This window comes from Staphylococcus sp. SUC_1.2, from assembly GCF_026222585.1.
Window position 1 is genome coordinate 1 of sequence record NZ_JANJPM010000011.1, and the last position, 12,190, is coordinate 12,190.

Genomic DNA, 12,190 nt, shown 5'->3' on the forward strand with positions numbered 1-12,190 from the left:
CTTATTGCATGGTTTTCTACTCTTAACTTAATTTTTAATCTTTAAACTTTTTAAATACTAATACTGCGTTATGCCCACCGAAACCTAGACTATTACTCATTGCATATTCAATTTCTAAATCTTGTGCTTCATTTGGAACAATATCTAAGTCACATTCTGGATCTGGTGAATCTGCATGAATCGTCGGTGCAACTTTAGAGTCACGAATAGATAATGCAGAGAAAATTGCTTCAATTCCCCCAGTAGCACCTAATAAATGTCCTGTCATCGATTTAGTTGAGCTAATTTTTAAGTTTTTAGCTGCATCTCCAAATGTATTTTTAATCGCTTTAATTTCATACAAGTCACCTACTGGCGTACTTGTACCATGTGCATTTAAGTATTGAATATCTTTAGCTTCAATACCTGCATCATCTAAAGCCGCTTGCATTGCACGAGAACCACCTTCGCCTTCAGGTGCTGGTGCAGTAATGTGATAAGCATCTCCAGTTGAACCATATCCTACAATTTCAGCGTAAATTTGTGCGCCACGTGCTTGTGCTGATTCTAATGATTCAATGACTAAGATACCAGCGCCTTCACCCATGATAAATCCGTCACGTCCTTCTTGGAAAGGACGACATGCTGTTTCTTTATCATCGTTTGTTGATAATGCACGACTTGCACTGAATCCTGCAAGTGCCATATGCGTAATAGGTGCTTCAGTACCACCAGTAATCATAGCATCAGCAGCACCTCTTTGAATGATTTTAAATGCTTCACCGATAGAATTTGTACCTGTTGCGCAAGCAGTAACAGTTGAACCATTAGGTCCTTTTGCACCTAAATCAATTGAAACTTGCCCAGTAGCCATGTCAGGAATAAGCATTGGAACAAAGAAAGGACTAACTCTTCTTGGTCCCTTATTCTTCAGTATTGTATGTGCAACTTCAAATGTTTCCATTCCCCCAATACCTGAACCAATCCAAACACCGATACGATTAGCATTATCATCATTGATAGTTAAATTAGCATCTTCTACAGCTTGTCTTGCCGCTACTACTGCATATTGTGTAAAACGATCCATGCGACGCGCATCTTTTTTCGAAATATGATCTTCAATATTAAAGTCTTTTAATTCACCTGCTAAGTGAACGTTATATTCTTCAGTATCAACGCGTGTAATTGTATCAATTCCATTGACACCTTTTAAGGCATTTTCCCAATTTGTTTGGGCATCGTTTCCAATAGGTGATAATGCACCCATACCAGTAATTACCACTCTTTTGTTTTCAGTCATACATTAAATCCTCCTATTTACCCCATTTGATTACCATAGCGCCCCAGGTTAGGCCACCACCGAAACCTACGAGTACTAAAGTGTCATCATCTTTAATTCTTCCGTTTTCTAACTCTTGTTGAATACTTAAAGGAATCGAAGCAGCTGACGTGTTTCCAAAACGGTTAACTGAAACACTCATTTTTTCTCTTTCAATACCCAATCTTTCACGTGCTGATTCCATAATTCTGATATTTGCTTGATGTGGTATAAACATATCAATATCATCAGATTCTAAACCCGCTTTTTCAACTACACGTGTAGACGCTTCGCCCATAATTCTTACAGCGAATTTAAAAACTTCGCGTCCATTCATTACTAGTTTACCAGTCTCTTTATTTAAATATAAATATTTTCCACCTGACCCATCTGAGCCTATTTCATAGCTAATAATACCTCGTCCTTCTGAGACTTCACCAATTACTACTGCACCTGCACCGTCTCCAAATAGTACAGCAGTTGAACGATCAGTTAAGTCAGTGATTTTGGATAATTTATCCGCACCCACTACTAAAATATTTTTATAGTCTCCAGATTGAACATATTGTTTTGCAGTAATCATTGAATACATGAAACCTGAGCATGCAGCAAGTTGATCCATAGTAGGCACTTTACCAGTACCTAATTTTTCTTGTAGTATATTAGCTACAGATGGAAATGGCATATCTCCAGTTGCTGTAGCTACAATAATCATATCTATATCATTCGTTTTAATACCAGCATCTTCAATTGCTTTCTTACTTGCTTCATATGCTAAATCTGACGTATCTTGGTCGTCACGAGACCAACGTCTTTCTTTAATGCCAGTCATTTTTGAAATCCATTCATCAGACGTATCTAAAAAACCTTCAAAATAGGCGTTATCGACTACTCTCTCAGGTGCATAAGCACCAAAACCTTTTATACCTACGTTCATGAACGTACACCTTCTCACTTCATTTTTTAATACCAGGTATTAATTTAACATACTTTTTAAATCTAACTCAAGTAGTTACACTTTATTAGACGATTTTGTTAAACAGTCACGAGCCAATAATTCATATAAAAAATGGCACAAATTTTTATACATTCTCTACTAATACTATACAAATAATTCACTTTACTTTAAAATGATAATATATATAAATTGGAGGTCATATATATGAAATACCTCGTAACTTTTATTTGGGCGTTAATCTTAACACAAATGGTTAACTTTGTACTTAATAGTTTAAATGGTGGCGGCAGTTTAGATGTGATTAAACCAATTATTATTGCAATCATCATTACTATTGCTATTGCCATTTTAGGTGCTATGATTAAACCTAATGATTTCGCTCGTAAAGGGAATAGAGACGTCTAAATGGTATTGTATTACGTGTTTGGAGTAATATAACGCTCTTAACAAGTTTAATAATAAGAAAAGGCATTGGAAAGCTTTGCTTTCCAATGCCTTTTTATATACTATTCAGCTGAAGATTTTTGTACATCAAATGTTAATTCTTGACTATCGTTAAGATCAACATTTACTTTTGTACCTTCTGGCATATTTTCTTTAATCATCATACGAGCAAGTGGTGTTTCAATTTGACGTTGTACAAAACGTTTAAGTGGTCTAGCACCAAATTGTGGTTCGTATGCTTCTTCACCTAACCATTTTTTAGCTTCGTCTGATACTTCAATTGAAATACGTTGATCCATTAATCGAATATTTAATTGAGTTAAAATTTTATCTACAATCATACTCATATCATTTATAGATAATGGTTTAAATAATACAATATCATCCATACGGTTTAAAATTTCTGGTTTAAAGAATGCATGTAAACTATCCATAACTGCTTTTTCAGTGCTTTCAGTAATTTCACCAGAATCTTTAACATTTTCTAATAATATTTGTGAACCAATATTACTTGTCATGATAATAATTGTATTTTTGAAATCTACGCTACGACCTTTAGAATCAGTTAAACGCCCTTCATCTAAAATTTGAAGTAACACGTTGAATACATCACTATGTGCTTTTTCAACTTCGTCGAGTAGAATAACTGAATATGGGTTACGTCTTACCGCTTCAGTTAATTGACCACCTTCATCATGGCCTACATAACCAGGAGGCGCACCAATTAATCTAGAAACAGAATGTTTTTCCATATATTCACTCATGTCAATACGAATCATATGTTTTTCAGAGTCGAATAATGATGAAGCGAGTGATTTAGCTAACTCTGTTTTACCTACACCAGTTGGACCTAAGAATAAGAAACTACCTATTGGACGATTAGGATCTTTTATACCTGCACGCGCTCTCACTACAGCATCTGACACAAGATCAACCGCTTTATCTTGCCCTACGACACGTTCATGTAAGATATCACTTAAGTTTAATAATTTTTCTCTTTCTGTTTCGACTAATTTAGAAACTGGAATACCTGTCCATTGGCTTACAATATCTCCAATTTCCTCATCAGAAACAACTTCGCGAATCATGCGTTCATTATCGCCTTGTTCATCATGGAAAGCTTCTTCGTATTCTTTTAATTCTTTTTCTAATTGTGGAATCGTACCATATTGTAATTCTGCTGCTTTTTCATAATTACTTTCTGTTTGCGCATCTTCTAAAGCTTGACGACTACGATCTAATTCAGCACGTTTTTCTTGAACTTTCGCGATTTTTTCTTTTTCTTGTTCTACACGAGATTGTAATGACGCTTGTTTTTCTTTTTCATTTGAAAGTTCTTCTTGTAATTCTTCTAATCGATGTTTACTTGCATTATCTGATTCATTTTTTAATGCACTTTCTTCAATTTCTAATTGCATAACACGGCGATTAACTTGGTCTAATTCAGTTGGATTTGATCCCATTTCTGTTCGGATAGTTGCACAAGCTTGGTCGACTAAATCAATTGCTTTATCTGGTAAAAATCGATCAGTAATATAACGATCTGATAATTCTGCTGCTGCTACTAAAGCACGGTCTTGAATACGCACACCATGATAAACTTCATAGCGTTCTTTTAAACCACGTAAGATTGAAATTGTATCTTCTACGTCAGGTTCACTTACACCTACTTTTTGGAATCGACGTTCTAAGGCTGAATCTTTTTCAATATATTCTCTATATTCATTTAATGTTGTAGCACCGATACAATGCAATTCACCACGAGCTAACATTGGTTTTAACATATTACCAGCATCCATTGCACCATCTGTTTTACCAGCACCAACTAACATGTGAATTTCATCGATAAATAGGATAATACGTCCATCTGATTCTTTCACTTCTTTAAGTACTGCTTTAAGACGTTCTTCAAATTCGCCTCTAAATTTTGCACCTGCAACTAATGCACTTAAATCTAATTCAAAAATAGTTTTATCTAGCAATGATTCCGGCACATCTTTACGTACAATACGTTGTGCTAATCCTTCTACAATTGCAGTTTTACCTACACCAGGCTCTCCAATTAATACTGGGTTATTTTTAGTTTTACGGCTTAAAATTCGAATGGTATTACGGATTTCTTCATCTCTACCAATAACTGGATCCATTTTGCCTTGGCGAACTTCTTCTACTAAATCTCTACCATATTTCTCTAAAGCTTCATAATTTACTTCTGGATTTTGTGAAGTCACATGATTTCCTCCTCTAACTTTAGTAATAATTTCTTTGACTACTTCTTCTTTATTTCCTACAAATTGTTGTGTTGTTTCATCAATGTCCATAGCAGCACGTAAAATATGTTCCATTGAGATATATTCATCTTCATATTCTTTCATATATGACTCAGCTTTATTTAATAATTCGTTTGCTTTTGAGCCAATATATTGTCCATATTGAACATTATCACCTTGTACTGATGGATAGTGTTTTAATTTTTCACTATACGCTTGATTTAATTGATCAGTGTCTATATTTGCACGTTCTAAAATACTTTTAAACAAACTTTCGTCTTCTTCTAAAGTTCCTTTTAGTATTGCTTCAATTTCAATATTTTGTAATTCATTTTCTTTACTTAATTCAATTGCTTTTTGCAAAGCTTCTTGTACTTTATAAGTCATTTGATTGATATCCAAATGTATTCACCCCTACTTTTTGTATAAGAGTATGGTCAAATACTTCTTCGTTTGACTTTGACTTTCTTTGACCTTAATTACATTATAGACCTTCTTTACTAATTAATCAACACTTTTACTCATCTTTTTAACAATTCAATAAATCCTATCATATCAAGCATTCTTTACGTTTCATTCATTACTTATCATATTACCTTACTATTTAAACATTGTTACCTTAATTTTTTCTTAAATGCTAAAAAAGGATTAACTTTGTGAGCATCCTCAACTAGTTAATCCTTTTTAATTATTTATTTTTTAGTCATATTTTTTAGTATTTCATCCGATAATGCTTGTACCCCACTATGTTCTAAGTGCACACCATCAGATGCAAAATATTCAGTGTGACCGGCAGAACGTTTATACCAGTCTACTAAAACAACATTTTTATGTCGCTTAGCTGCGTCTGAAAGTTGTTTATTTACATTATCTTGCCAGCTTCTCGGTACCCTTGTATTAACTAAATATATTTTAGCTTTACCAAATTTACTAATAAGTTGATCAAGCTCATCTTGAGTAAAATCTCCATTTGTACCAAGTTCTAATACAACTTGATTTGATGGTTTATTATAATTAGTATAATTATTTGCAACTATCAGGGCTTCTTGTAAATGACGACCTACTTTACCATCTATAGTTGCTTTAGGAACTTGAGATTTAAATTCTTCACCAATATCTACCATAACTGAATCGCCAATAAGTAATGGGCTGATATTTGTGTAAACTTTATCTTTATTCTCACTCTTACTTGTTTGTCCATTTAACTTAATATTTTCACCGGGCATCATTTTGACTAAATATTTATCAGCAGTACTTGTATTAAAACTGTTTGCTTTATTTGCAATTTCATCTTTTCCAAATCGATCAAATGCACCCATAAATATTAATAACAATGGAATCACAGCTATGATAGTAACGATTGTTCTTATAAATTTAGGTTTACGTAATCGGTCAAAAGAAAATGCACTTAATCCTTCACGTCTAAATGGTGTTTCAATATAACGATAAGATAATTCCGCAAACACCACAGTTAATAGTATATCTAAGATATATACATATATTGGTAACTGACCATCAACAAAATGTATATGTAGAAAACTAATGACGGCGAAATGCCATAAGTATAAACTATATGAACGTTTTCCGATATACACTAACAAAGGATGTCCTAAAAATTTAGCAATCATTGTAGATGGGTGAACGACACTTGCAATAACAAATAATGTCACTAAAGATATCAAATAAAACCCACCATTGTATATCCAATCACTATCGTCATTAACTGTAAAGAATAAAATAATTAAGATAAGTAGGCTACCTATACCAATACCATCTATTGCACGACGTAATCGTTGTGGTGGATTAGCTTTTAATTTAAATGGTGGCCAAACAAATGCTAATATGACGCCTAATAATAATGTTTGTAAACGAGTATCTGTACCAAAATAAACACGTGAATATCCCACATTTGGTTGTGATATAATGACCATTTCTAATAAAGAGGCCAATGATACTATCCAAAATATAAGTGTCACATTACGATATTTTTTAATCGTAAGTAATAATATCACTAAAACGAATGGGAAAAATAAATAAAATTGTTCTTCGATAGCAAGAGACCATAAATGTTTAAGAGGCATGAATGAAAATTGTTCAAAATAGTTAACATCTTTAGCGATATACCACCAATTTGAAACATAAAATAACGCCGCAATAATATCATGTTTAACTCTAATAATTTGTTGAGGTTCAAATAATAAGGTCGCAATACCTACTGTTATTAATAAAGCTATCACCGCTGGCAGTAGACGTTTTATGCGTCTAATCCAAAATTGTTTAAGATTAATAATTCCTTTTTCTTCATACTCTCTCAAAAGTAAACTTGTAATTAAGTATCCTGAAATGACGAAGAAAGTATCTACGCCAATAAAACCACCAGTTAGCCACTTTCTATTCAAATGATATATAATGATGCCTAATACGGCAATTGCTCTTAGACCATCTAAACCAGGCATATAGCGCATTTTTATTTTATCATGAACGCCCTTTTCTAAATTTTGTTTCATTGTTCACATTCTTTCCCTATTAAATAATAAATTTTCAATAAATTCATTAGATATAAAAGCACTAAAATCAGAATAACAATAAAGTTAATTATAGAAATTTGTATGTATGATTGGTCATTCTATAGTCTATGAATTTAATACACTGTATAATATGATTCTGTGTTTTATACTAAGTTGACTGAAAATTTGATATACAATTAAATAAAATATAAATTCATTTTCATTGATTAATTCTTAATTGTTGAAAATTATACTTTTCTTAAGATATAAGTCTTATGTATTGTAGTATAACCTAGAAGTAAATTCAATTTATATTACAATTGTGTCATTTCTTTTTTACTCATTTAAAAATAAAATTGTCACATTCTTATATATTAAAAAAGAGAGTAGAAGAAAAATTCATCCCCTACTCTCTATTAAATATTATATGAAGCTCTTCATAATAAAGAGCTTCATACAATTAATGCTGTCGAGCTCACTTAAATTTATCCAACGCCTAATGCGATTTTTGCATATCTAGACATCATATCTTTATTCCATGGCGGATTCCAAACAATATTAACTTCTGTATCTTGAATCTCTGGAATTTCGGCTAATACTGTCTTAATTTGATCGATGATTTGTGGTCCAAGTGGACAGCCCATAGATGTAAGTGTCATCTCTACAGTACATAATCCTTCATCATCAACATTTACTTTATATACTAAACCTAAATTAACAATGTCTATACCTAATTCAGGGTCAATTACCATTTCCAAAGCGCCAAGGATACTATCTTTTAATGCTTCTTCCATTAGTATCACCTCTCAATAATTATCTTTACACTAATATATCAAATATCCGACAAAACGCCAATAAAATGCTATGATACAAATAAACTAATATTTATGAACTGTAATGCAAGGAGATATTTATGAAACCTTATTTAATTTGTTTAGATTTAGATGGAACATTATTAAATGATAATAAAGAAATTAGTGATTATACAAAAAAAGTTTTAACTTCCTTACAAAAACAAGGTCATTACTTGATGATTGCAACTGGACGTCCTTATCGTGCAAGCCAAATATATTATCATGAACTTAACATGAATACACCTATTGTTAATTTTAATGGTGCCTATGTTCATCATCCAAAAGCAGATGACTTTGAAACCAAACATGAGGTATTAGATGTAGACATCGCTAGAAGTATGATAGAGGCACTTCAAAAAGCTAATGTTACAAACATTATTGCTGAAGTGAGAGACAGTGTCTTTATCAATGACCATGATCCTCGATTATTTGAAGGTTTTTCAATGGGCAATCCTAAAATCCAAACAGGCAATTTATTAGAAAAACTTAATGAATCTCCAACTTCCATATTAGTGGAAGCTGAAGAAGTGAATATCACACGTATTAAACAAATGTTAACTCGTTTTTATGCTGAAAATATTGAACATCGTCGTTGGGGTGCACCTTTTCCTGTTATTGAAATCGTAAAACGAGGTATTAGTAAAGCTCGTGGCATTGACTATGTTAAATCATATTTAAATATAGATTCTTCTAATATTATTGCATTTGGAGATGAAGATAATGATTTAGAAATGATTAAATATGCTCAATACGGAATTGCTATGGACAATGGTTTAGATGATTTAAAACATATCGCTAATCATATCACTTATTCCAATAACGAAGATGGAATTGGGCGTTACCTAAATGAATTTTTCAAACTAGAAATACCTTATCAATAATAAAAATGAGAGTACTTAAAGTAAGATTCTAAAAATTATAATTGTATCTCACTTGTTTACTTCTTAGTTATGGAGGATATGTATGGCTAAAATTATTATAGTTGGTGCTGTTGCTGGGGGCGCAACATGTGCAAGTCAAATTCGTCGCTTAGATAAAGAAAGCGACATTATCATTTTTGAAAAAGATCGAGATATGAGTTTTGCTAATTGTGGTTTACCTTACTATATTGGACATCTCGTTTCTGATCGTCATCAAATATTGCCTATTACACCAGACATTTTTAAAGAGAAGAAAAATATTGTAGTTAAAACACATCATGAAGTAATTGAAGTAAACGATCAACAACATGTCGTACGTGTATTAAATCATCAAACAGGCGAAACATTCGACGAAACTTATGACAAATTAATCTTAAGTCCTGGCGCTAGTGCGAATACTCTTGGATTTACTAATAATTTTACTTTCACTCTAAGAAATGCAGAAGATATGGACCAAATCGATCAATATATTTCTCGTCATAAAGCTAAGCGAGCATTAGTTGTCGGTGCTGGTTACATTTCATTAGAAGTATTAGAAAACCTTTATCAACGTGGTCTTGATGTGACATGGATTCATCGTTCAGATAAAGTCAATAAATTAATGGACCAAGATATGAATGCAGCCATTTTTAGCGAAATTGATCAAAGAAACATTTCATATAGATTAAATGAAGAAATTGAATCAATTCAAGCGCATACTGTTTATTTTAAATCTGGTATACATGAAGATTTCGATATCATTATTGAAGGTATAGGAACTCATCCTAATTCATCATTTTTACGTTCATCAAATATTCATATAGATAAACAAGGTTTTATTCCTGTTGATGATTGCTTTAAAACAAATATACCTGATATTTATGCTCTAGGTGATGTCATCACCTCACATTATCGCCATGTAAATATGAATGCTCAAGTACCTTTAGCTTGGGGTGCTCATCGTGCAGCAAGTATTATAGCAGAACAACTCTCAGGTAATAAACATATTACATTTAAAGGTTTTCTTGGTTCAAATATTGTAAAATTTTTTGACTACACTTTTGCGAGCGTAGGAATAAAACCTGAAGAATTAAGTCTATTTAATTATGAGATGGTTGAAATTAAGTCTGGTGCACACGCAGGATATTACCCAGGTAATACACCCCTACACTTACGTGTCTATTTTAATAAAGACAATAGACAATTAATACGCGCCGCAGCAGTTGGAAAACAAGGCGCCGATAAACGTATTGATATTTTATCAATGGCTATGATGAATCAACTTACAGTAGATGAATTGGCTGAATTTGAAGTTGCCTATGCGCCTCCTTATAGTCATCCTAAAGATTTAATCAATATGATTGGTTACAAAGCACGCAATATATAAAAAGAATCGTTTGAGTAGACACTCAAACGATTCTTTTTACTTAACTTAAACCGAACATTTTAGATAATGGACCCCATGGTAAGATAATTCCAAGAGCCATAGTAATAATAATTAAAATAATTGTTGCCCAAAATAAGCCATGACTAGGTGCATGTTTTTTTCTTTTAGCTAATGATACTTCCATTAAAGCAACAACACCTAAGCCACATAACATTTTTAAAGTAAGAAGCATGTGGTTGCCACCTTCACCATGACTCGCTGCCATAAACTCTTCAATTAATTCCCAAAATCCTGAGAATATTGTAAGGAGCATAAAGACTCTAAGCCCCATATGTAATGATTTAAAAGTTGGTGTTGGCCCCTGTGATTTTGAAATGTGTAAAAATGCAATAATATATAACACAATGGTTAAAACCCAACTCACAATATGCATATGTAACAAGACTTGATTACCTCCAATATTTATAATCACTTTCTTTTAATTATCATAACATATTTCCACTTTTTAAGTATTAAAATTTAAAAAGGAGAGAAGCCTTAGCTTCTCTCCTTTTAAACATAACTAGCATTATTATTTGGCAATATAAGTTGTCAAAGTACCAATGTTATCAATAGTTACTTTAACTTCATCACCTGGTTGTAAGAATTTTGGTGGTTGTAATCCAGCTCCTACACCCGCTGGAGTACCGGTTGCAATGATATCACCAGGATGTAAAGCAACATATTTAGAAATTTCTTGAATTAAGTCATCAATTTTATTAATCATTTGACTAGTGTTTCCATCTTGGCGAATTTCATTATTCACTTTAGTGACAATATTAACATTTTCTGGAGTAGGTAATTCATCTTTAGTAACAATATATGGTCCCATTGGGCAACCACCTGTTAAACTTTTAGATAAGAATGCTTGATCTTGTGCATTTTGAGCAGTGCGGTCTGTAATATCATTAATGATAGTATAGCCATAGACATAATCTAATGCTAAGCCTTTAGGAATCTTTTCGCCATATTTACCGATAACAATTCCTAATTCACCTTCGTAATCTAACTGATCTGTAATATCTTTATGATTTGGAATTGTTGCGTTATCACCAGTTAAAGAAGAAGCTGCTTTAGTGAACACATATAAACGTTGCACTTCATGATTTAACTCAGAGGCATGATCTTTATAGTTACGACCAAAAGCAATAACATTATTCGGTGGTGTTACAGGAGGTAAAAATTCAATATCATTAAATGAGAATTTATACTGATCTGCTTTTCCACTATTTTCAACAGCTACTATTGTTTTACGTACTTGTTCTTGGAAATCAAGTGTTTGGTTTTGTTGTAAACCTTCAAGTAACGTTTGTGGATGGAAGTCTCCTTCACCAAATTCAGCAAAAATTTGTTTTAAATCCCATACAGCGTCTTCACGCTTTACTTTAACGCCATATGATTCAGCGTTATTGTATTTGAATGATAAAAATTTCATTCATTATCAACTCCTCATCTATATCTTATTTCATATTATAACTTTAATTATTAATAAATAACAAATATATATGTCTGAAATTTTAGAAATTTGACGCATC

Annotated in this window: 10 protein-coding genes; 3 read left to right on the top strand and 7 right to left on the bottom strand. The window is 32.3% G+C overall.

Annotated elements, in window-relative coordinates; genetic code table 11:
* Positions 1 to 34: 34 nt before the first annotated feature.
* Both fabF and NR218_RS05220 read right to left on the bottom strand, forming a co-directional pair.
* A complete protein-coding gene (fabF, locus tag NR218_RS05215; protein ID WP_049382334.1) occupies positions 35 to 1,279 on the bottom strand; it encodes a beta-ketoacyl-ACP synthase II in 1,245 nt (414 codons plus the stop codon).
* A 13-nt stretch (positions 1,280 to 1,292) separates the two neighbouring features.
* Positions 1,293 to 2,234, bottom strand: coding sequence for a beta-ketoacyl-ACP synthase III (locus NR218_RS05220; protein WP_049416120.1), 942 nt, complete (start codon positions 2,232 to 2,234; stop codon positions 1,293 to 1,295).
* Between the two features lie 225 nt (positions 2,235 to 2,459).
* On the opposite strand from NR218_RS05220, the gene NR218_RS05225 reads away from it, so the two are divergent.
* On the top strand, positions 2,460 to 2,660 hold the full coding sequence (locus tag NR218_RS05225; protein ID WP_017175830.1) for a DUF2929 family protein: 201 nt from the start codon (positions 2,460 to 2,462) through the stop codon (positions 2,658 to 2,660).
* A 101-nt stretch (positions 2,661 to 2,761) separates the two neighbouring features.
* Here NR218_RS05225 and clpB read toward each other — a convergent pair whose 3' ends face one another.
* From clpB to NR218_RS05240, 3 genes are all read right to left on the bottom strand, one after another.
* Positions 2,762 to 5,371 carry an ATP-dependent chaperone ClpB gene (clpB, locus tag NR218_RS05230; RefSeq protein ID WP_017175831.1) on the bottom strand — a complete coding sequence of 870 codons (2,610 nt, stop codon included), beginning with the start codon at positions 5,369 to 5,371 and terminating at the stop codon, positions 2,762 to 2,764.
* Between the two features lie 290 nt (positions 5,372 to 5,661).
* Entirely contained in the window at positions 5,662 to 7,476 is a 1,815-nt protein-coding gene (locus NR218_RS05235) for an acyltransferase family protein (RefSeq protein WP_017175832.1), read from the bottom strand.
* Between the two features lie 485 nt (positions 7,477 to 7,961).
* Positions 7,962 to 8,270, bottom strand: coding sequence for a metal-sulfur cluster assembly factor (locus NR218_RS05240; protein ID WP_002448080.1), 309 nt, complete (start codon positions 8,268 to 8,270; stop codon positions 7,962 to 7,964).
* Positions 8,271 to 8,389: 119 nt separating this feature from the next.
* Between NR218_RS05240 and NR218_RS05245 the strand changes: the two genes are divergently transcribed.
* Together NR218_RS05245 and NR218_RS05250 are read left to right on the top strand one after the other, a co-directional pair.
* Positions 8,390 to 9,211, top strand: coding sequence for a Cof-type HAD-IIB family hydrolase (locus NR218_RS05245; protein WP_048761188.1), 822 nt, complete (start codon positions 8,390 to 8,392; stop codon positions 9,209 to 9,211).
* An 82-nt stretch (positions 9,212 to 9,293) separates the two neighbouring features.
* Positions 9,294 to 10,616, top strand: coding sequence for a CoA-disulfide reductase (locus NR218_RS05250; protein ID WP_017175834.1), 1,323 nt, complete (start codon positions 9,294 to 9,296; stop codon positions 10,614 to 10,616).
* A 40-nt stretch (positions 10,617 to 10,656) separates the two neighbouring features.
* Here NR218_RS05250 and NR218_RS05255 read toward each other — a convergent pair whose 3' ends face one another.
* Together NR218_RS05255 and NR218_RS05260 are read right to left on the bottom strand one after the other, a co-directional pair.
* Complete coding sequence (locus tag NR218_RS05255) at positions 10,657 to 11,058, bottom strand: YisL family protein (RefSeq protein WP_017175835.1); 402 nt, start codon at positions 11,056 to 11,058, stop codon at positions 10,657 to 10,659.
* A gap of 129 nt (positions 11,059 to 11,187) precedes the next feature.
* Positions 11,188 to 12,090: a fumarylacetoacetate hydrolase family protein gene (locus NR218_RS05260; protein ID WP_265883263.1), complete on the bottom strand. Its 903-nt coding sequence runs from the start codon at positions 12,088 to 12,090 to the stop codon at positions 11,188 to 11,190.
* Positions 12,091 to 12,190 lie beyond the last annotated feature (100 nt).

What these genes read in the sequence shown, in the direction of transcription:
- fabF (WP_049382334.1), bottom strand. Translation starts at nt 1,279, where the DNA reads ATGACTGAAAACAAAAGAGTGGTAATTACTGGTATGGGTGCATTATCA.
- NR218_RS05220 (WP_049416120.1), bottom strand. Translation starts at nt 2,234, where the DNA reads ATGAACGTAGGTATAAAAGGTTTTGGTGCTTATGCACCTGAGAGAGTA.
- NR218_RS05225 (WP_017175830.1), top strand. Translation starts at nt 2,460, where the DNA reads ATGAAATACCTCGTAACTTTTATTTGGGCGTTAATCTTAACACAAATG.
- NR218_RS05235 (WP_017175832.1), bottom strand. Translation starts at nt 7,476, where the DNA reads ATGAAACAAAATTTAGAAAAGGGCGTTCATGATAAAATAAAAATGCGC.
- NR218_RS05240 (WP_002448080.1), bottom strand. Translation starts at nt 8,270, where the DNA reads ATGGAAGAAGCATTAAAAGATAGTATCCTTGGCGCTTTGGAAATGGTA.
- NR218_RS05245 (WP_048761188.1), top strand. Translation starts at nt 8,390, where the DNA reads ATGAAACCTTATTTAATTTGTTTAGATTTAGATGGAACATTATTAAAT.
- NR218_RS05250 (WP_017175834.1), top strand. Translation starts at nt 9,294, where the DNA reads ATGGCTAAAATTATTATAGTTGGTGCTGTTGCTGGGGGCGCAACATGT.
- NR218_RS05260 (WP_265883263.1), bottom strand. Translation starts at nt 12,090, where the DNA reads ATGAAATTTTTATCATTCAAATACAATAACGCTGAATCATATGGCGTT.